Source organism: Paenarthrobacter sp. R1, assembly GCF_030264015.1.
Lineage (GTDB): Bacteria > Actinomycetota > Actinomycetes > Actinomycetales > Micrococcaceae > Arthrobacter > Arthrobacter ureafaciens.
In genome coordinates, this window is sequence record NZ_CP127115.1 from 2130023 (window position 1) to 2152494 (window position 22472).

20 protein-coding genes and 1 pseudogene are annotated in these 22472 nt (G+C 64.4%); 9 read left to right on the forward strand and 12 right to left on the reverse strand.

All coding sequences use genetic code 11. From position 1 onward, the window contains the following. Positions 1-95 precede the first annotated feature (95 nt). The 3 genes from QN084_RS10335 to QN084_RS10345 all read left to right on the forward strand — a co-directional run bounded on the left by QN084_RS10335 (position 96) and on the right by QN084_RS10345 (position 3588). Positions 96-2594, forward strand: a complete 2499-nt coding sequence (locus tag QN084_RS10335; protein ID WP_069696560.1) for a CHAT domain-containing protein — start codon at positions 96-98, stop codon at positions 2592-2594. Then, positions 2591-2977, forward strand: a complete 387-nt coding sequence (locus QN084_RS10340; protein ID WP_069696561.1) for a CU044_2847 family protein — start codon at positions 2591-2593, stop codon at positions 2975-2977. The genes QN084_RS10335 and QN084_RS10340 overlap by 4 nt, the downstream gene beginning before the upstream one ends. A gap of 104 nt (positions 2978-3081) precedes the next feature. Further along, positions 3082-3588 carry a universal stress protein gene (locus QN084_RS10345; RefSeq protein WP_069696562.1) on the forward strand — a complete coding sequence of 169 codons (507 nt, stop codon included), beginning with the start codon at positions 3082-3084 and terminating at the stop codon, positions 3586-3588. Between the two features lie 399 nt (positions 3589-3987). Here QN084_RS10345 and QN084_RS10350 read toward each other — a convergent pair whose 3' ends face one another. From QN084_RS10350 to QN084_RS10370, 5 genes and pseudogenes are all read right to left on the reverse strand, one after another. After that, positions 3988-5379 carry a GntP family permease gene (locus tag QN084_RS10350; protein ID WP_069696563.1) on the reverse strand — a complete coding sequence of 464 codons (1392 nt, stop codon included), beginning with the start codon at positions 5377-5379 and terminating at the stop codon, positions 3988-3990. Positions 5380-5401: 22 nt separating this feature from the next. Further along, the gene (locus QN084_RS10355) at positions 5402-6037 is read right to left on the reverse strand and encodes a bifunctional 4-hydroxy-2-oxoglutarate aldolase/2-dehydro-3-deoxy-phosphogluconate aldolase (RefSeq protein WP_069696564.1); all 636 of its coding nucleotides are present in this window, start codon (positions 6035-6037) and stop codon (positions 5402-5404) included. After that, a pseudogene (locus QN084_RS10360) lies at positions 6034-7688 on the reverse strand (N-acyl-D-amino-acid deacylase family protein). Before QN084_RS10360 ends, QN084_RS10355 begins: the two are co-directional and overlap by 4 nt. 7 nt (positions 7689-7695) lie before the next feature. Continuing rightward, the gene (locus tag QN084_RS10365; RefSeq protein WP_021473279.1) at positions 7696-8190 is read right to left on the reverse strand and encodes a type III PLP-dependent enzyme domain-containing protein; all 495 of its coding nucleotides are present in this window, start codon (positions 8188-8190) and stop codon (positions 7696-7698) included. A 179-nt stretch (positions 8191-8369) separates the two neighbouring features. Then, the gene (locus QN084_RS10370; protein ID WP_021473280.1) at positions 8370-9683 is read right to left on the reverse strand and encodes an LssY C-terminal domain-containing protein; all 1314 of its coding nucleotides are present in this window, start codon (positions 9681-9683) and stop codon (positions 8370-8372) included. 265 nt (positions 9684-9948) lie between these two features. Here QN084_RS10370 and treS point away from each other — a divergent pair, with 265 nt between their 5' ends. Further along, positions 9949-12222, forward strand: coding sequence for a maltose alpha-D-glucosyltransferase (treS, locus tag QN084_RS10375; protein WP_083262022.1), 2274 nt, complete (start codon positions 9949-9951; stop codon positions 12220-12222). A 96-nt stretch (positions 12223-12318) separates the two neighbouring features. Here treS and QN084_RS10380 read toward each other — a convergent pair whose 3' ends face one another. Then, entirely contained in the window at positions 12319-13008 is a 690-nt protein-coding gene (locus QN084_RS10380) for a hypothetical protein (RefSeq protein ID WP_021473282.1), read from the reverse strand. Further along, the gene (locus tag QN084_RS10385; protein WP_069696566.1) at positions 13005-13532 is read right to left on the reverse strand and encodes an RNA polymerase sigma factor; all 528 of its coding nucleotides are present in this window, start codon (positions 13530-13532) and stop codon (positions 13005-13007) included. Before QN084_RS10385 ends, QN084_RS10380 begins: the two co-directional genes overlap by 4 nt. Positions 13533-13832: 300 nt before the next feature. On the opposite strand from QN084_RS10385, the gene QN084_RS10390 reads away from it, so the two are divergent. After that, complete coding sequence (locus QN084_RS10390; protein WP_069696567.1) at positions 13833-15095, forward strand: helix-turn-helix transcriptional regulator; 1263 nt, start codon at positions 13833-13835, stop codon at positions 15093-15095. A 2-nt stretch (positions 15096-15097) separates the two neighbouring features. Here the strand turns inward: QN084_RS10390 and QN084_RS10395 are convergent, their stop codons facing one another. The 3 genes from QN084_RS10395 to hxlB all read right to left on the reverse strand — a co-directional run bounded on the left by QN084_RS10395 (position 15098) and on the right by hxlB (position 17444). Continuing rightward, positions 15098-16084 carry a glucose-6-phosphate dehydrogenase assembly protein OpcA gene (locus QN084_RS10395; RefSeq protein WP_021473285.1) on the reverse strand — a complete coding sequence of 329 codons (987 nt, stop codon included), beginning with the start codon at positions 16082-16084 and terminating at the stop codon, positions 15098-15100. 81 nt (positions 16085-16165) lie between these two features. Continuing rightward, on the reverse strand, positions 16166-16789 hold the full coding sequence (gene hxlA / locus QN084_RS10400; protein ID WP_021473286.1) for a 3-hexulose-6-phosphate synthase: 624 nt from the start codon (positions 16787-16789) through the stop codon (positions 16166-16168). A gap of 52 nt (positions 16790-16841) precedes the next feature. After that, positions 16842-17444, reverse strand: a complete 603-nt coding sequence (gene hxlB / locus QN084_RS10405) for a 6-phospho-3-hexuloisomerase (RefSeq protein ID WP_021473287.1) — start codon at positions 17442-17444, stop codon at positions 16842-16844. A 201-nt stretch (positions 17445-17645) separates the two neighbouring features. On the opposite strand from hxlB, the gene QN084_RS10410 reads away from it, so the two are divergent. The 3 genes from QN084_RS10410 to QN084_RS10420 are packed head-to-tail and all read left to right on the forward strand — an operon-like array spanning position 17646 to position 20687. After that, a complete protein-coding gene (locus tag QN084_RS10410) occupies positions 17646-18008 on the forward strand; it encodes a metal-sensitive transcriptional regulator (RefSeq protein WP_021473288.1) in 363 nt (120 codons plus the stop codon). Positions 18009-18057: 49 nt separating this feature from the next. Further along, the gene (locus QN084_RS10415) at positions 18058-18291 is read left to right on the forward strand and encodes a heavy-metal-associated domain-containing protein (RefSeq protein WP_021473289.1); all 234 of its coding nucleotides are present in this window, start codon (positions 18058-18060) and stop codon (positions 18289-18291) included. Between the two features lie 8 nt (positions 18292-18299). After that, positions 18300-20687, forward strand: a complete 2388-nt coding sequence (locus tag QN084_RS10420; RefSeq protein WP_069696568.1) for a heavy metal translocating P-type ATPase — start codon at positions 18300-18302, stop codon at positions 20685-20687. A gap of 23 nt (positions 20688-20710) precedes the next feature. On the opposite strand, the gene QN084_RS10425 is transcribed toward QN084_RS10420, so the two are convergent. Further along, a complete protein-coding gene (locus QN084_RS10425; RefSeq protein ID WP_062098831.1) occupies positions 20711-20983 on the reverse strand; it encodes a DUF2277 domain-containing protein in 273 nt (90 codons plus the stop codon). Positions 20984-21143: 160 nt separating this feature from the next. Between QN084_RS10425 and QN084_RS10430 the strand changes: the two genes are divergently transcribed. Then, positions 21144-21407, forward strand: coding sequence for a WXG100 family type VII secretion target (locus tag QN084_RS10430; RefSeq protein ID WP_021473292.1), 264 nt, complete (start codon positions 21144-21146; stop codon positions 21405-21407). Between the two features lie 47 nt (positions 21408-21454). Here the strand turns inward: QN084_RS10430 and QN084_RS10435 are convergent, their stop codons facing one another. Continuing rightward, positions 21455-22453 (reverse strand): EamA family transporter, encoded by a 999-nt coding sequence (locus QN084_RS10435; RefSeq protein ID WP_170828588.1) that lies wholly within the window; start codon positions 22451-22453, stop codon positions 21455-21457. Positions 22454-22472: the final 19 nt, after the last annotated feature.

A 22472-nucleotide genomic window follows, 5' to 3' on the forward strand; every position in this document is an offset into this window, starting at 1 on the left:
CGGCCCGGTATGCCTACAAGGACCAGCAGATAAAACCCCTTGTATGGAACCACCGTCAGGGCCACTCTGTACGTAGGAACCACGAGGGATCCGCGATGGATTGTGACATCGAGCTGGAGATCGGCACCGGCTCAACACGCGGTGAGTACACGGTGCATGTGGTCCGTGCACCGGCGGGAGGCCATGCGTCCGGCCGCTTCACCTTGGACATCGACGGCATCCACGGCAGGCTCCCCCAATTGGAAGCCACCGTCCTGGCGTCGGCCGTCGCAGCCCGGCGGACCCTTCCTGTTGCCGAAGTTGCCGTTCGCGAAGTGGGCCAGCAACTGTTCCAGGCCCTTTTCACCCGGGAGGTTTACGGCACCTACCGCGCCAGCCTCGGCGCAGCGCAACATGCCGGCCAGCAACTCCGCGTGGTCCTGCGGCTGGCCGCCCCCGAGTTGGCCACCATGCCGTGGGAAACCCTGTTCGACCCCGAAACAGAAACCTACCTCTGCCAGACTGAGCCTCTGCTGCGGCACATCCCCGCACCGGATTACCACCAGAACCCGCTGGACGTCGCCCCGCCGCTGCGGATCCTGGGTATCGTCGCCTCGCCCCGCGACCTCCCCGCCCTTGATGTCCAGGCTGAGAAGGACCACCTCACCCAGGCCTTGGCCGGTCCTGCGGAGGAGGGCCGGGTGGAACTCGTTTGGACCAGGAGCGGCACTTGGGACGACATCCAGTCCATGCTCCTCGCCGGCCCTTGGCATGTGGTCCATTTCGTTGGACACGGCGACTATGACTCCCGCACCGACGAGGGCCGCATCGCACTGGTCGGCAACGATGGCCGCGCCGCCATGGTCCGCGCCGTCAGGTTGATGGCCCTCCTGAGCGTTGCCGCACCCCGGCCACGGCTGGTGGTGTTGAACTCGTGCTCCTCGGGCGAGATGGGCCAGACGGATCTCTTCTCCGGCACCGCATCCGCCTTGGTCAGGAGCGGCATCGGAGCGGTGGCTGCCATGCAGTTCGCCATTAGCGACTCCGCCGCCATCGCCTTTGCACACGGCTTTTACGCGGCCATCGCCAACGGCCGCACAGTGGATGAGGCCGCCCGCATCGGGCGCATCTCCGTCATGGCCAGCCCGGACGGCACCCTCGAATGGGTGACGCCTGCCCTGTACGTCCGCGGCGGTTCAACGCAGCTGTTTTCCCTGCAGGGCACCCCGCGCGGTCGCACCCAAGCGGAACGTACGACGTCGGCAACGGCCTCAGGCGGGCAGCCCGCCTCGACGCCCGCTGCCTATGCGACCCCTGCCGGCTCTCCGGATCCCGCAACCACCAAACCACTGCCGGCAAGCACACCGGCGCGGGCATCAACGGGGGACAACGACACGGACCACATCCGGCGGAGGGCGCAACTGCGTGCCCTGTATGTGGAGGCATCGGCCGAGTTGCGGGCCAAACACTACGAACAAGCCCTTGAATCCTTCAACGACCTCCTGACTTTGGAACCCGGTTACAGGGATGCTGTGGCGCTTAGGGACTCAGCAAGCAAGCGGCTCAGCGAAGAACGGGCCTACCGGGAAGCCGTGGCTGCGGAGGAATCCGGGGACTGGATCGCGGCGGCAGAGGGCTTTGCGAAGGTGCTAAACAGCCCTTACTACCCGAACGCTTCCCGCCGCAAGGAAGGCTGCGAGCGCAAGCAACGCATCGCCGACCTCCAAGGAGAACTCCGCTACCACCACTCCAAGGGTTCGTGGGAGGCGGTCATTGATGTCGCCAAGGAGCTCAGGACCCTTGATCCGGGTGCTGCAGATCCGGACGGACTCACCACCGCAGCGAAGGCTGAGCTCAATAAAACCGTCCAGCACGGCGACACTGAGGAGGAGCACGGCTCCTACACCGCCTACGATCTACCAGCCCCGAAGAAGCAAGCCACCGCTCCGACCAAAGCGAAGGCACCCGGCCAAGTGCCGCCGTCGGGCTCTGACGAACCTCTCTGGAAAGCGGTCCCGCGGCCGCACCTGCCGCTCGCCGGCACCACGATCGCCTGGGCGGGGGCAGCGCTGGCAACCGCCGGAGGGCTGGGGGCCGGGTTCGTGGTGTTCTTCATGTGGTTCGACCAGAACTCCTGGCAGGACAACGGGGGCGACATTGTGCTCCGCACCCTTTACGGCGTCGTCACGGCGTTCGGCTATCTGCTCCTTGTCATCGCCGGGCTCCCGGACCACACAGCGCAGGGGCGGTTGGCGATGACCGGGTTGGTGGTTTCGCAAGGTGTGTTCGGGCTGGCCGGGCTCAACTACACGGTGGAGGCAGCCGCCGTCGTGGGCAGTTTTGCGGTGGCAGGATTCGGGCTGTGGGCCGGAGTGCTGGCCATGCGGTATCCCGCGCAGCACACGTTGGCCTGGCTTCTGCTGTTGCCCACGGTGCTGCAACCCATCATCTGGATCCAAGGGAAAGGCGTGTTCATGGCGAGTTGGTACATGACGCAGGCATTGCCGCTGCTGCTGCATCTGGTGTTGCTGTGCGGGGTTGGCATCGCGTTCATTGTGACCGCCCAACGCCTGGTCAGCGTGCGAGGCATGGGCGTCACGAAGGACGCGCCATGAGCCGCCTGGTTGAATTCGCGACGGACGACGGCGGCACCGTGGTTGTGGAGGTGGCCAGCACTGCCGGGAGCCTCGTGACGAGGGGCGGGGATCACGCCGCCGAACATTCGGGGGTGTTTGCCCGGGCCCAGCAGACGTTCCAGCGGGCACTCGAGCACGTCAGGCCTGCGGTCCAAGGCGTCATCGACGAACTCCTGAGCCTGGAGAACCGCCCGGATGAGCTGAGAGTGGAGTTCGGGATCGATCTTCATGCCGAGGCCGGCGCGTTCATTGCCTCGGCCAGCACGGGGTCCAACTTCAAGGTGTGCCTGACGTGGAACAAATCCTCCGCCCCAAGCAACCCCGCCCCGCCCAACCCAACCCCGCCCCGCAAACCCAACTAGGTCGCAGCAGAGCACGTTTTGAGCCCTGAAAACGCGCACTATTGCTACCCAGTTGGGGGGCCGGGGAGCCTGTTCAAGGGCAGGCCGCAGCGCAACAATAAGGTATGGTCGGCGAAGAATTCAGCGGACGCATTCCTTTGGTTGTAGGGGTGCTGCCGGATCAGCACGTGGAGGTCCTGCAGACGGCCCGCGCACTGGCCGAGCAACTCGGCGTGCCTCTGGTCTGCGCATATGTGGACGAGGCGAGTTACCTCGTGGAGTGGGATCCGTCGCGGGAGACCCACAGGATGTCGCTGCACCCGGAGAAGGACGACGAGGACGTGGCCGCCATCCGCAACGACCTCGGCAAGGAAATCGCAGAAGCCATGGAGGGCGGCTCGGCAGACTGGACCTTGCGACTTCTGGCAGGTGACCCGGCCCGGGCCTTGGGCAGGCTGGCCGAGGACATCAAGGCGTCAATGATCATCGTCGGCACTCCCGAACCCGGGCTTGGGCACCGGATTTCTGAGGCATTGAACGGTTCGGTGGCCGCGTGGTTGAGCCATCATCAGCGCCGTCCGGTGTTGATTGTGCCGCAGAAAAAGCGGCCGGATCACGCGCCGGGAAAATAAAGCGAAAGTACTAATTCCAAGTGGTGGCAATGCCGTCACACCCAACGTAGAGTTGTTACTGCAGGTCAGCGGAAGCGCCTGCCACAAAGCTGCTCCGGAGTGCGTATCCCCCAATAACGCACTCCGGAGCTTTTGTTTAACCAGGTGAACCAGCGTGGGGTCGACTAACCAGCTGAACCAGCGTGGGGTCGACGGGATTGCGTGCCGTCGCAACCGACATTGAAGCCAAAACGGCCCCGACACGCCGTCTCAGGGGCAGGTCGGGGCCGTTTCGCAGCCAAAGCAGGTGGTGGCGGCACGGGTCCGCGGGAAAGTACGACGCCGGCACCCACCGCAGGCGCGGCGGCTCACCAAGCGCGGCACCCACCGCAGGCGCGGCGGCTTACCAGGCGCGGCGGCTTACCTCACGAACGTGTACAGCAGGGCCGCCATGCCGAAGCCCACAATGGACAGGACTGTTTCCAGGACGGTCCAGGTCTTCAGGGTGTCCTTCACTGACATGTTGAAGTACTTGGAGATGATCCAGAACCCGCCGTCGTTGACGTGGCTGGCGATGATGGATCCCGAGGAGATGGCCACAACAATCAGGGCGAGCTGCGGCTGGCTGTATCCGGAGGCGAGGCTCGGCGCGAGGATGCCACCGGTGGTCACGATCGCCACCGTGGCCGATCCCTGTGCGATGCGCATGCCGGCGCTGATCACGAAGGCCGAGAGGATGATGGGAAGGCCCGCCTGGGACAATGTGTCCGCAACAGCCTTGCCGACGCCGGTGGCTGAGAGGACGGCCCCGAAGAACGCGCCGGCACCGACCACCAGCAGGATCATGCCCACGGGCCGCAGTGAGGAACCGGTGATCTCGCTTAGTTCGGCGGCGGTCATGCCGCGGCGGATGCCCAGGAGCCACATGGCCAGGAGCACGGCAACGGTCAGCGCAATGGCCGGGTTGCCGAAGAACTGGAGGGTGTCGCGGAAGGCGCCGGCCGGGACGAAAATGTTGCCGAAGGTGCCGCCGAGGATGAGGATCATGGGCAGGCCGATGGCCAGGAGAACCAGGCCAATGGAGGGTTCGTGTCCGCGGGCAGTGTCCGCCTCCTCGATGATGCGGTCCTCGGGAACGTGGACCATCACACGCTTCCCGATCCACGTGCCCCACAGAATACCGGAGGCGAACCAAGCGGGGATGCCGCAGATGAGGCCCATGAGGATGATCCAGCCGAGGTCCACGTGGAACAAGCCGGCCGCAGCAACGGGTCCGGGGTGCGGGGGAAGGAAGGCGTGGGTCACGGAGAGGCCGGCCAGCAGCGGCAGGGCATACAGCGCGAGGGACTTGCCGCCGCGGATCGCCGCAACGTACACCAGCGGTGCGAGCACGAAGATGCCGATGTCGAAGAACACGGGGATGCCCAGCACAAAGCCGGTGATACCCATGGCGAGCGGCGTTCCCTTCTCGCCGAAAATCTTCACCAGCCGGCCAAGGAGCACCTCGGCACCGCCGGACCGTTCGAGGATCGCGCCAAGGACAGTACCCAGGCCGATGATCACCGTGATGTGCCCGAGGATGATGGCGAAGCCCTTCTCAATGAGGGCGTCGCTGCTCTTGGTGGCCGATCCCACCAAGGCCTCCACCGAGATACCGCCCACCAGGGCCACCAGCACGCCGGTTCCCACCAAGGCGATGAACGGTTCGAGTTTGACCTTGATGATCAGGAACAGCAGGAGCGCAATGCCGGCGCCTGCCAGGAGGAGCAGGCCGGCGGTATCGTGCCGCAGCCAGTCGAGGAATTCATTCATGGACGTGTCTTTCCGGGTAGTCCTACTTGAGGGTGCCTGTGAAGGCGGCGGCACGGGCCGCGATGTCTGCCCAGTCGCCGGCAGCAACTGCCGCGGGCGGTACCACGCTGGTGCCGCAGCAGACTGCGGCAGCACCGGCGTCGAGGTAGCTCTTGGCGTTGGAGGCGTCGATGCCCCCGGAGGGCAGCAGCCGGATTCCCGGGAAGGGTCCTTGCAGGTCCTTCAGGTACGCGGGTCCGATCTGGCGGGCAGGGAAAATCTTGACGGCGGCCGATCCCAAATCGAGAGCCTGGGCCACCTCGGTGGGGGTCATGGCGCCGAGGCTGAACGGGACACCGGCGGCGGTTGCGACGGCGGCTACCTCGGGCCGAAGCCCGGGCGTCACCAGGAACTTCGCACCGGCGTCGATCGCAGCGCGCGCTTGGTCACCGGTCATGACCGTGCCGATCCCGACGGCGGCACCATGGTCCGCTGCCGTTTCCGCCGCGCGCTGGACGTGTTTGAGCACATCAGGCGTGGTGAAGGTCAGTTCGACGCTGCGGATGCCGCCGTCGGCCAGCGCCCGGCACAGCTCGGCAGCGTCCGTGATGGACGGCGCGCGGACCACCGCCAGGGTGCGGTCGACCTCGAGCTGATGGATGAATTCTTCGGGGGTCATTGCATTCCTTCTCGGTTGAATCCGGCTTCCCGGGTGAGGCCGTCACGGTGCCGACGGAGGGCTCGGCCGGAACGTGCGCCGGTGGGCCGGCCGCCGTCGATCGCAGCCGTTCCGTTGACGAACACGTAGTGGATGCCGCTGGCGGCTTGGCGGGGATTGTCGAAAGTGGCTTCGTCGCGGATGGTTTCCGGATCGAAAAGTACGACGTCGGCGGCGAACCCTTCGCGGATCAGTCCCCTGTTGCGGAGCTTGAGTCGTGCGGCAGGCCGGCCCGTCAGGTGGTGGACCATGTCCTCCACGCTCAGCAGTCCGAGGTCGCGTGAGTAGTGGCCGAGGTAGCGCGGGAATGTGCCCCACGCCCGCGGGTGGGGCTTGGCGCCGACCAACAACCCGTCGCTGCCGCCGGTGTGCGTGCGGTGCTTCATGATGGTTTGGACATTTTCTTCGTGGCCCACGTGCTGCAGGATGCCGGTGCCCAGGCGTTCATCGGTGAGGATGCGGGCGAACACATCGAACGCTTCCTCTCCTGTTTCCGCGGCGATGTCCTTGATGGTCCGGCCCACGTAGCCTGCGAGCGCAGGGTTTTGGACGCCGCTGATTTCCAAGGTGTCCCATTCGGCCACAACCCCGTGGCAGCCGTCCGAGCCATAGATCTCCACGGTTTCGCGGATGCGTGCCCTCGTGGCGGGGTCGGACAGGCGTGCCAGGGTTGCTTCGGTTCCTCCCGCGGATGCCCACCCGGGGAGGATCGCGCTCAGCGTGGTGGCGCCGGGAAGGTAGGGGTAGGTGTCCAGCGTGATGTCCGCACCGTCATCAAGCGCGGAGTCGATCAGGTCCAGGAGTTCCCCGGCACGGCCTTTGTTTTCGGCAAAGTTCATGGTCGCGTGGGACAGATGCAGGGCACATCCGCTGTGCCGGCTCAGGTCGATCATCTCGGCATAGGCGCCCAGGGCATTCTTGCAGTAGGAGCGGTGGTGCGGGGCGTAGAACCCTCCCAATTCACCGACAACCCGGCACAGTCCGGCCAGCTCTTCCGTTGTTGCGTACATGCCCGGGGTGTAGGTGAGCCCGGAGGACATCCCCACGGCGCCTTCCTCCATCGCGGCGCGGACAACGTCCTGCATCCGCTGCTGTTGTTCCGGCGTGGGATCACCTTCGTCGAAGCCCATCACCATGGCCCGCACGGTTCCTTGCGGTACGAGGTAGGCGGCGTTGGTGGCGATCCTGCCGCCGGAATCTTCAGCGTCCAGGCGGTCCAGGTACTCGCCGACGCTGCGCCAGTTCCAGTCGAAATCCGCCGGGTTGCCGTTCCAGCCGGCGATCTTCTCCCGAACGCCTGCCAATGTTGCGTCGTCCACGGGTGCGTAGGAGAGCCCGTCCTGGCCCAGCAGTTCAGTGGTGACGCCTTGGCTGAGTTTGGCGTAGTGGTCCCGGTTGACCAGCAGCTGGAGGTCGGAGTGGGCGTGCATGTCAATGAAACCGGGGCTCAGGACCAGGCCGTGCGCATCGATGACGCGATCCGCTCCGGCAGCGGTGAGGCTGCCGGCGTCGGCCACCTCCGCGATCACGGAACGTCCAGCAGGACGTCCGCTGCACGGCGCTCCGCTCCGCTTCCATCCACCACCGTGGCGTTGCTGATGAGGGTCTTCATGGGATTCCTAGAAGAAGGTATGGATAAGGTCGACGACGGTCAGGTCGGCCGGGCTGCCAGCGTCGGCACTGCTGCCGGTGCCGCTGCTGCCGTTGCCGCTGCTGCCGTTATCCGCCAAGACCGGAATGACGGTCCACTTGTCGAAGGCGGTGCAAGGATGTGAGAGGCCCAGTCGTACGACGTCCCCGGGTGTGACCGTGACGTTTGCGGGGTAGGCCATGAAGCAGTGCTGGTCGTTGATGGCCGTGATCCTGGCGCCTTCCAGCGGCTCCATCGCTCCCCCGAGGGCCGGTCCAATGAGTTGGGGCTCGGGGAATCCTTCGTCGAACGGCAGGTCACGCTTGCCGGCGTCGAGGATGGCCAGCCCGGCCCAGTCGTACGACGTCCCCGGGTGTGACCGTGACGTTTGCGGGGTAGGCCATGAAGCAGTGCTGGTCGTTGATGGCCTTCCCTGCTGGCCTGCAACGGTGTCAGAACCCGGCACCCACGTTACGCACGACATCTACCAAACTGCCCTGCCCACATCAGCGGTCTCCCAACACCCGCCAGCCCCGGTGACAACACTCTCAAGATCATCGATCAACAGAGCAACCCAATCATGCCGGAACCAACAGGCCAACACACCCACATCCTGCACCAGGAAACGGGCTACGAAAAAGGTAACGAGCAACGCCGGGCGGGTCAGGGGGTCAGGCGCTTCGGGGCCAATCCCGGCGGGACCGCGGGGACTCTCTGCCGCTTCGCATAGACCCGGGCGCGCTGGCTGGACAGGGCCAGGAGCACCAGGATGTCGGTGGCAAGGCCCGGAAGCCCGGCTTCGAGCGTGATGCTGGTGCTGCCCGTAGAAGCATCGATGGCCTGCACCAGAATCGATAGTGAACTCAGGCCCATCGCGATCACCCGGGCGGCATTGCTGCCAAGGAAAATCCGCCATGCCAGGAAAACCTCCCCCAGCCCGAAGACCAACACAACAATCCCCAGGAACGTGAGCACCGCCGTCGTGGTTTGCGGATCGGCCGCACCGTCATCAAGGGTGACATCCGAGAAATCGCCTGAAGACGTCAACAACGCGACGGCGAGCGCGAGCGCCGCAACCGCCCTGACCACCACAAGGGCAGCGCCCACAATGGTTGGTGCCGGACGGCGGTCACGGCTGTCCGTGTTCTTCCGTCCGTCGGCTTCCGCGACGGGAACGCCACGGGCGTCGACGACGGGAAGGTCGCCGTCCGTGGAAATGGAATCGCCGCCACCATTGCGCGAGTGGTACCCCGTTGAAAAGTCCTTGATCACGTGGACGCGGACGGCGGGTTCGGCTTCGGAGACTGTCCGGACGATGTGGTCACGTTCGACGTCGGTATTCTGTTCAATCTTGTGGGTGATCTGAAGCGTGAACAGGGAAAAACCCACGCTGCGGTCGTACGTTCCGGCGGCAAGCCAATCCACTGTGTGGCCGCCGGGGAGCATCCACCCGTCGGGGCAGCGCCAAAAGCGGACGTGATGCCGTTTGCCGGGATTATTGTCCACCTCCTGCTGGTAGGCGAAGTCCTGCTGGCGGTCGAAGAGGTAGAGGGGACTAACCGGTGCCTGGGTGTAGCTCTGGCGAAGGATGGTTGAACTGATGATGCGGCGGCTGCTGGCAAAGGTGACATCGTCCGCGATGGTCCAGCCCGCGCGGTGCATGATGGCATGGATCTGGCGTTCGGCACCGAGGAGGGCAACGTTCACGGGGTCCCCGAGGAGTCCGTCACTGGTGCGGGCCCGGCCGATGAAGTAGCCCGGAACGTAGATCGTGGTCAGGATCCGGTGGAGTCGGGGAAGTAACAGGTATGCCAAAAAGGCCCAGAAGAGGAACCAGGACCACAGTTGTCCCCAGCCAAGCTGGAAGCTCTCCCCCGCCAGCAGGAAGGCCAACCACGCCGCCGATGCCCCGGCCAGGACAAAGAAGGCGTGATCTATCCAGCTGTCACCAGGCTGTTGCTCCATTGCCTTGTACATCGGCCCCCTCCGAAATATCACACATCCGGTTCGTGCTCATGTCACGCCCCTTAAGCTTGGTCCGCGATGCCTTATCTGTACACAATCAGCCAGTATTCGGCACGGGTTCGACAAACGTTGAGGTGCTCCGACTAGCATGAATACTCCCGGGCTGCCCGGGTACGTGTCCTCTTGAGCAAGCCCTCGGAAGGCCGGCGCCAAGTGCGTGGGCCGCGTAAAGGAGAAGACTGTGCAGGAGCCGAAAGTCAGCGACGATGTGTCCGGCATGAAGGATGCTGCCGGAGATTCCACAGAGCTGAATGAGTCATCGAACGGCACAAGCGGGGAAGAGACGGTAGAAGAAACCGAAGTCCCGGAAGTCTCCTTCGACGAGCAGTTCTACCCTGCGCGGCCCAAAGCGCTGCGGCCCGTAGCCCGCCGTCGCCAGTTTTTCGCCGCGCGCCCCTCCCTTGAGTTCGACGGGCTGAACAAGACATACGTTGATTGGCTTCGCAACCAGTCGATGCTGGGAGATGCCAACACCATGGCGCGGCAGTTGTCAGGCCAGGCGAGCATGTGGCAGAACGCCTATGCCCGGCCGAACCCGCGGGCTGCCGTGGAGAAGGCCCCGGTCTGGTTCACGGCCTATCCTCTTTCCTTCATCACCAAGGAAAAGCAGTCCTTCCTCGCCGCCCTGGGGGACCCCGAGCTGTGGGAGGCATTCCGCGAGATCGGCATTCGGGGCCTGCACACCGGACCCGTGAAACTGGCCGGCGGCATCAGCGGCTGGTCCCAGACGCCCAGCGTTGACGGGCACTTCGACCGCATCAGCATGGCAATCGATCCCGCCTTCGGGACGGAAGAGGAATTCCGCCGGATGTGCGAGGTGGCAGCGGACCACGATGGCACTGTCATTGACGACATCGTTCCGGGCCACACCGGAAAGGGCGCCGATTTCCGTCTCGCCGAGATGAACTTCCGGGACTACCCCGGCATCTACCACATGGTGGATATTCCCGAAGAGGACTGGCACCTGCTGCCTGATGTTCCTGAGGGCAAGGACTCGGTCAACATCAGCCCCGAGGCTGAACAGGCGCTGCAGAAGGCCGGTTACATCATTGGCCGCCTGCAGCGTGTGATCTTCTACGAACCGGGCGTCAAGGAGACCAACTGGAGCGCCACGCGTCCGGTGGCAGACACCACGGGCAAAATCAGGCGCTGGGTGTACCTGCACTACTTCAAAGCCGGGCAGCCCTCGATCAACTGGCTGGATCCGACGTTCGCGGGAATGCGTTTGGTTGTGGGCGATGCCCTTCACTCGCTGCTTGACCTCGGCACGGGCGCGCTCCGCCTTGATGCCAACGGGTTCCTGGGCGTTGAAAAGAGTGCCGAAGAGCAGCCGGGCTGGTCTGAGGGCCACCCGTTGTCCGAGGCCGCCAACCAGCTCATCGGTTCCATGATCCGCAAGGTAGGCGGGTTCTCGTTCCAGGAACTCAACCTCACCATCGACGACATCAAGGCCCAGTCCGAGGCCGGCGCCGATCTGTCCTACGACTTCATCACCCGCCCGGCCTACCACTACTCCCTGGTCACGGCCGACACCGAGTTCCTCCGACTCACCCTGCGGCTGGCCATGGAGATCGGGGTTGACCAGGCTTCATTGGTCCATGCCCTCCAGAACCACGATGAACTGACGTACGAGCTTCTGCACTTCGCTGCCGGCCACCGCGAGGACGTGTTCGAGCTCGGCGGCGAGGAACTCACCGGCGCGGAGGTGGCGGAGAAGGTTCAGCAGACCCTCCGCGATCGCCTCACCGGTGAGAGTGGCCCGTACAACGCGCTCTTCACCACCAACGGCATCGCATGCACCACCGCGAGCTTCATCATGGCAACCCTCGGCATCCCGGACCCCGAGGCCATGACGCCCGAGCAGGAGGCACAGGTTCGGGACGTCCACGTGCTCATGTCCATGTACAATGCGCTCCAGCCGGGCGTCTTTGCCCTGTCCGGGTGGGACCTCACGGGCATCATCGCCCTGCCGCGCGACGTCGTAGGCGAACTGACCGCGCAGGGCGACACCCGTTGGATCAACCGCGGCGCCCATGACCTCATGGGCACCCGCCCGGATGCGGCCAAGTCCGCGGCAGGGATGCCCCGCGCCCGGAGCCTCTATGGTTCATTGCCGGAGCAGCTCAAGGATCCCAGCTCCTATGCGCGCCGCCTCCAGGAGATCCTGCGGGTGCGCGAGAGCTCCGGCATCGCCACGAGCGTGCTCCTGGATGTGCCGGAGGTCTCCAACCGCGCCCTCCTGGTGCTGGTCAACCAACTCGGCGACGGCAGCCTCGAGGTCACGGTCCTGAACTTCTCCGATCAGGAAATCGCGGGCAGCATCCAGTCCCCGCATTTGGTCCCCGGTTCAGTGGTCCATGACCTCTTCAGCAGCGAGGACGTCGGCCATGTGGACGACCTCCACAGCTTCTTCCTGGAGCTCGGCCCGTACCAAGGCACCGCGCTGGTACTGCGGGAACCGGAACCTGCCGAGGAGGAACAGGCAGAGTAAGGGCACGACGGCGGTGGGCGGCGGTGGGCGGCGGCGGTTTCCAGGCGCCGCCGTCGCGGTTTCCTGCGGCCACTCTGGAAGGCGCACCTCCGGGAGTCAGCGGGTGGAGTCCCAGCTCTGAACCAGGAAAGCCGAACCACGGGGGGCGCACTGCCCCTCATCTACCTCGGCGGAACCGCCTCCGAACACGAAATCGTCGCCAATGGTCAAGGTCGCGCCGTCGGGGAAGACCACTCCAGAGTCGATGATCCTGGTCCCCGAAGGGAAAATGAGGCTGCCCTCGCTGCCGTCGGTATAGGTGCTCACAAAACACCCGGCCGCGTTAATGCCGAGCTTTCCCGGATTGGCGGCGTCCATGTGGAAGTCAGCTTCCGGGTCATTGGCGACCGCGGCTTTATTGCCATTGCCGCCCGTGACGATGTGGTTGTCGAAAGTCGGCATGCGGCCCGTGATCTCCGGCAACGGAGATCCGGTCTCCTCGGTTGCGACAGTCCGGGTGGCCGCGGGAGCCGGCTGCTCCGCTGCCGCCACAAACACTCCGGAAACAGCAACGCCGGCAATCACGGCCGCCGTCGCCGCCACCAGGCCAACTCCCGCCACCAGTCGGAACCGCCGAGAGGACGACTGATTGTGGAAATCTTCAACGGAACCTCCCGCAGTGAGTTGCTCCGCGTCAGAGAGGATGACTGCGAGGCTCCTCTCCCGGCTCTTGGCCAACTCCGCCTCCGTCACCGCCAGGGCCGGGTCGGCCGCGACCAGTCGTTCCAGGTCCTGCTTGGTACTCATTGTGTGGATTCCTCTGCAGCGTGGTCGGTCAAAAGCATCCGGCTGAGTTCTTTACGGGCCCGGTGCAGTCGCATCCGGACGGCCGCGGGAGTCAGCCGAAGCAGTTTGGAGATTTCGGTAGAGCTGAAGCCATCCCAGTACGTCAGGAGAAGAACCTCGCGTTCCTCTGGCTTGAGCATGTCCAAGGCCTCACGGACGCCCGGATCGTGGGTGTCCGGCATGTGTGTCCGCTGCATCTCCAGCAGCTTCGTGAGGTTGTGGGAGCGAAGGTTTGCCCTGTAGTGGTTGCGGAGGACGTTCCGGGCTATGCCGAACACCACCGGCACGGATAATTCCTGGTCACGACTGCATTTCTCCCACGCGATCCTGAACACCTCCGCGGAGAGATCCTCTGCGGTGGACGCTTCCTCCGTCCGGCGCCGAAAGTACCGGTAGACCTGGTCGTGGCAGGCAACGTGGGCCGCCAGGAACTGCTTTTCCCGGGTCGGCTCCACACGACCCCCTTGATCCGTCTCAACGCTCATAGCCGGTTAATGTCCGGCAGTCAGAAGAATGTAACCAGTTTTGCTGAAGGGCACGGGATCCCGTGTGCCGTCACCACCTACTTTGAGTTGCGCACCCCGCCCACTTGCCAGCTTTCACGGCGTGTCTGCCCAAGTTCAGGCCAAAGTGGGTCGTGACGGTACACCTTGCGGTAGTCGCCCACGCACAGGGCACGACGGCGGAACGCGTCTAGGTGCCGACGCCAAGTTTGGCTACACTTTCGGGCAGGATGTGTCAGTACCCGGTCGCCTGTCCGACTGACGAAACAACAAGGACATTTCATGCCTGAGCCCGAACTTCCGTGGCCGTTGCTGCGCGCTGTGGCTGCACTGGCCGATGCGCCCTTGGCGGAGATTGCCGAGCGGCTGCGGGATGCCCTTCTTCCAACGTTCGGCTGTAGCGCCTTGGTGATCTTTACCGAGGATTGCACCGGCCGGCCGCAGAAGAAGGCGGGCGCCGAGGAGATCACTTCCCGCGTGTCCATTGCAGAGCTTGACGTTCTCCGTGGTGCGCTGCCCGACGAGGCACCTTGGCAAGGGGAAGCCGATATCGCAGGGCAAGCCCGGCAGGTACTCGCCCTACGGCATGGGCCCAGCAATGCCCTTCTTGTGTTGACGGATCCCAAGCTTGCAGAACCGGACCCCGGGTTTGGACTGTTGGAGTACCTGTGGGACCTCACGGCCAAGCGCATACGCGAAAAAGTCGCGGATGCACCGCCGTCGTACTTGCTTGAATCACGGGCGGCCTCGGCCGAGCGGGTCCGGGTCACGGCGGAACTGACGGACCTCCACTCGACCACTCTGGAGACCTTGCTCGCGGCCTTGCGGTCGAACGCTTTGGACGATGCAACCGCCCGAACGACTGCCACGAACCTCGCAGCGAAGGCCTTGGTGGCGCTCCGTTCATACAGCGACCGCACCACCGATCTGGTGGAAGAACCGGTTGTCAGGGCTTTCGAACGCCTGCGCGAGGACCTGCGCCCGTTGACGAGTTTCAGCGGAATCGAAGTCCAGTTCATCGAACCGCCGCTCAATGGAAGGGCGCTGCCGGGCGAGGTCGCGCATGCGGCCCGGGCCATTGTCCGCGGGCTGGTGCTGGCAATGATGGAACAGCCGGAGGTGCGCCGCGTCCGCACGCAATGGGATTGTGACGGCGAGAACCTGCTGATCAACGTACGCGACGACGGCGGTGGCGCACTGACCACTGACGACCGCGGCATTGCGAGGCTGGACCGCCGGGTCCAGGCCCTCACGGGTCAGATGCGCATGGATGTCATGTCCGGCTGGGGCGCGGACGTCTTCGTTTCGCTCCCACTGGACTTGCCGACGCGGCCGCCCGGAGACGTTGCCGCGTGGAACCTTGCCGCGCGCGAACTGGAGGTGCTCCAACTGCTGGCAGCAGGGCACCGCAACCGCACCATCGCGTCATCCATGGGGATCAGCGAGAATACGGTGAAATTCCATGTACGGAACCTTTTCAAGAAGCTCGACGTCGGTTCGCGCACCGAGGCGATCGCACTGGCCCACAGCCGGGGCATGCGGTAAGGCTAACCGACCCTCACCAAAGCGTCATCCCACCTGTCCGCCCCGCTGAGAAGGACATCCTCGGCGCTGGCCTGGACGTTAGTGAACGCCTCGAAGCTGCGCACCGTGTCCCCGAAGACTTCGTCGGGGTCGAGCCGGCGGAGTTCTTCTGCGAGGCAGTCCCTCAGGCTGCGGCGTGGGAGGGCGATGCGTTGTGCGGGCTGGCCTGGCTGGACGAGTTCGACGATCGAACCCCGTTCCCTGGTCAGGCTGATGGTCCCGGATGGCGTGGCAAGGTGGACCCCAACGATGCCCGTTCCTGCCTGGCCGGCAACGATCGCCACGGGAACCTGGAGGGCGCGTCCCAACCAACTTCCGAGCAGCAGGGTGCTTGGGGAATCGCCGTCGCCTTCCACCGTCACTGCGGTGACCTCAACGTCGTCGGACTGCTCCAAAGCCGCAGCGAGTTGGATGCGCCAGTTGGTCAGTCGGGTCCAAGCGAGGTCAGTGTCGCCGGCCTTGTAGGTTCGGCGGATGTTCTCCAGGGCCTGGGCGGGGTCCGGTTCGTTCGCGGAGTCGGTGATCCGGCGGTGCGCGATCGCTCCGATGGAGGTCTCACACGCGGATTCGGGTGCCCCGTTCGGCCACCAGGCCACGATCGGGGCGTCCGGGAGCAGCAGCGCAGCAACCAGGGATTCGCTTTCGTGCGCCATCTGCCCGTACCCGCGCAACACGATCACCTCCGACGCGCCTGCATCGCCACCGACCCGGATCTGCGCGTCCAACCGGTTCGGGGCCTGCGCTCCGGCGTCGGCCAGCACGATGATCCGGCAGGGGTGTTCCCGGGAGGCTTCGTTCGCGGCCTCGATGGCTTCTTCTTCCTGCCCGGACTTGGTCACCACCACCAGCGTCAGCACCCGCCCCAGCGCGATCACCCCGCCCTGCTCACGCAACGAGGTGATCTTCTTGGAAATCTTCGAGGTGGTTGTATCGGGAAGATCTACGATCATGGCCTTCTCCAGGTTCGTCCGATATGCGAAAGGTGGCGCCCCGCAGTCCAGCTGCGGGGCGCCACCTTGGTGCGGAAGGAATCAGGCGATGGCTGCGCGCAGCTGCTTTGCGGCCAGCGCAGGATCCTCGGCGGAGTAGATGGCGCCACCGGCGACGGCGACGTCGGCTCCCGCCTTCTGCACGTCGGCGATGGTCTCCAGCTTCACGCCGCCGGCGACGGAGAACGGAACGCGTGCTTCAGAGCCGGCGCGCAGCAGGCCGTTGAGGTCGAAGCCGGGCTTGGCCTGCTCGTCCAGGCCGGCGTGCATCTCAACGAACTTCGCACCGAGGGCACGGACTTCCTGGGCACGGGTGACCTTGTCCTCGATGCCAATGAGGTCAACCACAACGCCCTTGTTGTGGGCCTTGGCGGCCTTCACGGCACCGGCGATGGTGGAGTCGTCCGCTGCGCCAAGGACGGTGACCAGGTCGGCTCCTGCCTTGAAAGCGATGTCGGCTTCGAGTTCGCCGGCGTCCATGGTCTTGAGGTCGGCGAACACGATCTTGTCCGGGTGGGCGTTCTTGACGGCAGTGATGACCGGCAGGCCTTCGGCCTTGATCAGCGGCGTGCCGAGTTCAATGATGTCGACGTACTCGGCTACCTGGCCGGCCAGTTCGAGGGCGGCTTCGGTGGTCAGGAGGTCGATGGCAACTTGGAGCTTCATGGGAAGGGACTACTTTCTGTTGTGGTTCTGCTGGAGGGAAATCGGGGTGGCTTTACTCAAGGTTCGCGTGACGCAACCACAGCTCTTCAGCGGGTTGCGCGTCGTTGTCCCAGAGGGTTTGGAAGATGGTTTCAGTGGCCAGGAAAAGTGCCTGCTCGAACAATGAGCCGGAGTACTGGCGGGTGACGGCGGATCCGTGGTCGGTCTTCTGGGCCGCCGGGATGACCACCACGGAATCAGCCAGACCCGCCAACGGGGAGTCCGGGTTGGTGGTGAACGCTGCGATCCGGGCACCCGCCCGTGCAGCAGTCTCCGCGGCCTTTACGACGCCGGAGGTCGTTCCGGAGCCGGACGCCACCAGGAGGAGATCGCCGGAAGCGATGGCAGGAGTAGTGGTGTCTCCGGCAACGTGGACGGTGAGGCCAAGATGCATCAGCCGCATGGCGGCCATTCTGAGGACCAGCCCGCTGCGACCGGCTCCTGCCACAAAGATCCGCCCGGGGTGTGCCAGGTGGCTGGCTACCCGGGCCAGCTGAAGTTCGTCGATCTTGGCCGCGGTCCCCGTCATCTCGTCAGTGATGAGGGAGAGGTTCCGCACGATATCGGACGAAGTCGTTGATGCAGCGGTCGTGCTGGCGCTTGCTGGCGGGTTCACGGGTTTTCCCTTCGATTCGGTCCCGGCTCCGGGAGTCTGCGGAATGCTTGCTTGCTGACAACCATGTTTCCGAATCAAAAAGGGTAGGGTAACGCTATTTTTTGACGGTTCCGCCCATCCTTAAGGATGGGTTGGCCCTTTGGGGAAGATACCCCCTGGGGGTACTTGCTTTATACCCCTGAGGGGTATACGTTTGATCCCATGAACACGGCAGACCTGAACTACCCGGGATCAGACCTCCCTGCACTGGAGGTTGATCTTGGGCCCACCACCCATGGGTACACGGGCAACAAGGATGCTTATCTGAGGCGCCTGAAACGTATTGAAGGCCAAGTCCGCGGCATCGCGAGGATGGTCGAAGAGGACAAATACTGTATCGACATCCTCACCCAAGTGGCCGCCGCAACCAAGGCCCTTCACGCAGTGAGCCTGGGGCTCGTTGAAGAGCACATCGGCCATTGTGTTGTGGGGGCCGCTTCCGAGCCCGATCCCCAAGCCCGGGCGGAGCAGATCGACGCCAAAGTCAAGGAAGCCACCGATGCCATCGGCCGCCTGCTGCGGTAGCCGGTCAAATCCGCACTACCCCATTCAACCCACCACCAAGGAGCACTTCATGAGCCAGACAATCCAAACCAACGTCAACGTTTCCGGCATGACCTGCGGGCACTGCGTTTCGAGCGTGAGCGAAGAACTTGAAGCACTCAACGGGGTCGAGGAAGTCTCCGTTGACCTGAACCCCGGTGGACTGTCCACCGTGACCATCACCTCCACAAGCGAGCTTTCACCGGCTGAAATCGGTGAAGCGGTCGCAGAAGCCGGCTACGTGGTGGTAGCCAACCAGGCATAGGAGTTCCCTTGACCAACCAGGAGACGTTCCACAAGCCCGATACCCGGGTAGTTGAACTGGACATTGAGGGCATGACGTGCGCGTCGTGCGTCAATCGCGTAGAACGGAAGCTCGGCAAGATCGAAGGCGTCGAGGCCACCGTCAACCTTCCCCTGGAGTCAGCCCACGTCACCGTCCCGTCGACCGTCACGGACCAGCAACTCGTAGACACGGTCAACGCCACGGGCTACAAGGCCACCATCCGCCAAGTACCAACCCAACAACCTCGCCACTCCGTCGAAGTGGGGGACATGCAGCAGCATGCGTCCAAGCGAGGTACGGGCGAGCATGCAGAGCATGTCGCCCACAGCGACGACTTCGGCGCACAGGGGGCCCACGCCGCACATGGCGAGGCTCCTCACAAGAACCACATGGAGCATGGCCCGGCTGCATCAACCCTGTTTCCCCGTTTGATCCTGGCAGCCATCCTCACGGTCCCCGTTTTCGCGATTTCCATGATTCCGGCCTTCCAGTTCCCCAACTGGGGCTGGGTTGTGGCCGCGTTGGCACTCCCGGTGGTGAGCTGGGCTGCGTGGCCGTTCCACCGTGCCGCAGCCATCAATGCCCGGCACTTCGCGTCCACCATGGACACCCTTGTCTCCATGGGTGTGATTGCGGCCTACTTCTACTCCGCCTGGCAGTTGTTCGCAGACCCGCGGATCACCGAGCATCCGGGCATGGAGGGCATGTCCGGCGGGCTGTACTTCGAGGTCGCCGCAGTCGTCACCACGTTCCTGCTCCTCGGCCGCTACCTGGAGGCCAACGCCAAGGCAAAGGCAGGAAATGCCCTCAAGGCCCTGCTGAACCTCGGCGCCAAGGACGCAACCATCCTCGTGGACGGCAGGGAACAGAAAGTTCCGGCGGACCAGCTCCAAGTCGGGGACATCTTTGTGGTTCGCCCCGGTGAGAAAGTCGCCACTGACGGCGTCGTAGCGGAGGGTTCTTCCGCCGTCGATGCATCCTTGGTGACCGGCGAATCGGTTCCTGTCGAAGTCGGACCGGGAAGTCCCGTCACCGGCGCCACCATCAACGCATCCGGGCGGTTGCTGGTCCGGGCCACCCGGGTGGGGTCGGATACCACCCTCGCGCAGATGGGCCGCTTGGTCAGCCAGGCGCAAACGGGCAAGGCGCCCATCGCCAGGCTCGCAGACCGCATCAGTTCGGTGTTCGTGCCGATCGTCCTGATCATTGCCGTTCTGACGTTTGTACTGTGGGTGGTTTTCAGCGGAGACCTCAACGCCTCGTTTACTGCCGCTGTGGCAGTTCTCGTGATTGCCTGCCCCTGCGCCCTCGGCTTGGCCACTCCGGTGGGCCTGCTGACCGGAACCGGCCGCGGCGCCCAGCTGGGCATCCTCATCAAGGGCCCCCAAGTCCTTGAAGACACCCGCCATGTGGACACCATCCTCCTGGACAAGACGGGCACCGTGACCAGTGGCAAGCTTGCCGCGGACCACACTATTGCGCTCAACGGCCAGGCCGAAGAGGACGTACTGCTGCTTGCCGGTGCCGTTGAGGCCGCGTCGGAGCACCCCATCGCCCACGCCATAGCTGCCGCCGCCAAAGAAGCAATGCCCGACGCCGGCCTCATGCCACGCGTGGAAGGCTTCACTTCCGCTCCCGGAGGTGGAGTCAAGGGCACCGTTTCCTTGAACGGAGCCCGTAAGTCGGTTCTTGTTGGCCGCACCGGCTGGCTGGAGGAGAACGGCGTGAAGCCCACGCCGGCCCAGCAGGAAACCTTCGTCGAGCAGGAACGTGCCGGAGCCACGGCCATCTGGGTCGCGTTGGATGGTCAAGCTGCGGGAATCGTGAGCCTGACTGACACCATCAAGCTTGGTTCAGCGGACGCCATCCGCAAGCTCAAGGAGCTGGGAATCCGTCCCATGCTCCTGACCGGAGACAACGCGGCCGTGGCCGCTCAGGTTGCCGACGCCGTCGGGATCGCACCGGATGACGTCTTTGCCGGTGTCTTGCCGGAAGGCAAGGTCGAAGCCGTCAGGAAGCTCCAAGATGCCGGTGCCACCGTTGCGATGGCAGGAGACGGCGTGAACGACGCTGCCGCATTGGCCCAGTCTGATTTGGGCATAGCCATGGGGTCCGGTACCGACGTCGCCATTGAAGCATCAGACCTGACCGTCATGGGGAGCGACTTGAACCAGTTGGTGCAGGCCATAGAGCTTTCACGGAGGACCTTGTCCACCATCAAGACCAACCTGTTCTGGGCGTTCTTCTACAACGCGATCGGCATCCCGGTGGCTGCCCTTGGCTTGCTGAATCCGATGATCGCCGGCGCGGCCATGGCAGCCAGCTCCGTCCTGGTTGTCGCGAACTCGCTCAGGCTGCGTTCCTTCGGGAAGTAACGCCACCCAGTAGCTGGCCCGGGCTAGGTCGTTCCAAAGCGGACGGCGGCCCGGGCCTTGGCCTTGGCCGCTTCCTCTTCGCGGTTCTTCGCGGGGCCGTGGCTCACCATCGAATCAAGCAGGTGCTGCGTGATGTGTGCGATCTGGTGGACAGCCTCCGCGAAGGCCTCCTCGTTGGCCTTGGACGGCTTGGTGGAGCCACTGATCTTGCGCACATATTGAAGGGCAGCAGCCTCAACTTCGGCCGACGTGGCACGCGGTTCAAAGTTATGCAGGGTCCGGATATTTCGGCACATAAACCCATGCTAGCCATGGGCAGGGCTCTATGGGGAGGGGTGCCCATCGACCGTCCCGCGATTCCCGGGATAGGTTTTATTCATTGGATCTTCCGGATGAGCCGGAGGCCGCTGGGGATGCCGAAGAGCTCGGGTCCGAAAAGAACGAAGGAGATATCTCATGGCTATTTGGGGTGCAGACGTTGATCAGCTTCGCCAGCTCGGTAACAAGCTGAAGGCCGGCGCAGAGACCATCGAGCAGCAGCGCTCACAGCTGAAGGGCGCACTGGACGGCACCGACTGGAAGGGCCCGGACGCTGACAAGTTCCGCGGCGAGTGGGACAGCCAGCACGCTTCCAGCCTCAAGAAGGTTGCCGACGCACTTCGCGACGCCGGCGCACGCGCTCAGAAGAACGCCGAGCAGCAGCAGCAGGCTTCCAACTAAGACAGTTGGGAAAGGCCCGGACGCCACAGCGTCCGGGCCTTCGCCTTTCAAGGACCAGGGACCGGCTCGACGTCGTTCGCGTGGTCAAGGACGCGCTCCGCCACCGGGTCTACTCGGGCAGCCCGCTTGTCGCCCCGCAGTTCATCCACCCGGACCAACACCACACCGCCCACAATCAGCAGGCCGCCCAGCAACTGGATGGATCCGGGCAGTTCGCCCAGCAGCAGCCAAGCCCACAGCACGGCGAAAAGTACTTCCGTCAGGGACACGAACGACGCCACCTTGGATCCGAGGCTACGGGCAGCCATGATGCCGGAGACGTATGCGAGCACGGTTGCCAGGATCACCAAGCCGCCCACCGAAACCCACCACGGGGTCTCCCAGGGTCCGAGCGAGGTGTTGGCCGTGCTGAACGTCATGGGCAGCAGGCCCACGGCTCCCACCAGCCACATGACCACCGCGCCCACAACCAGGCCACCCGAAGCCAGCACCAGCGGCGGCAAGGTGTCATTCTCCTTGGCAGTGATGAAGAAATAGATGACAAGGCACACGGCTGCGGCCATGCCCCACAAGACACCGATGAAGTCCACCTTCACGGAACCGGTCAAGTCCAGCACCAGCACCAGCCCCGCCAGGGAGAGCAAGGCTCCGGCAGAAGTGAGGGCGCGTGGCCGGCGTCGGCTGGAGATCCAGAGCCACAGGACGATCATCACCGGCGCCAGGTACTCCAGCAGGAGCGCAACGCCCACAGACAGGCGTGCCACTGCGTTGAAGTAAAAGAGCTGGCAGCCGGCAACGCCGATCAGGCCGAAAAGCAGGATGGTGAGCCAGTTGTCCTTGAGTTGGTGCCAACGGCCGCGAAGAACCACGACGGCGGGAATCAGCAGGATAAGGGCAGCGCCACTGAGCCGCACGGCAACGGCGGCCCCGGGAGACCAGCCGGTCTCCAGCATCGACTTGGCGAAGGACCCGGAAGTGCCGAACACTGCCGAGGAAATGATGGCGATGCCAAGTCCGGATGCCAGGAATCCTTTTGCATCAGCCATGGTCCTTGTTGCTGACACA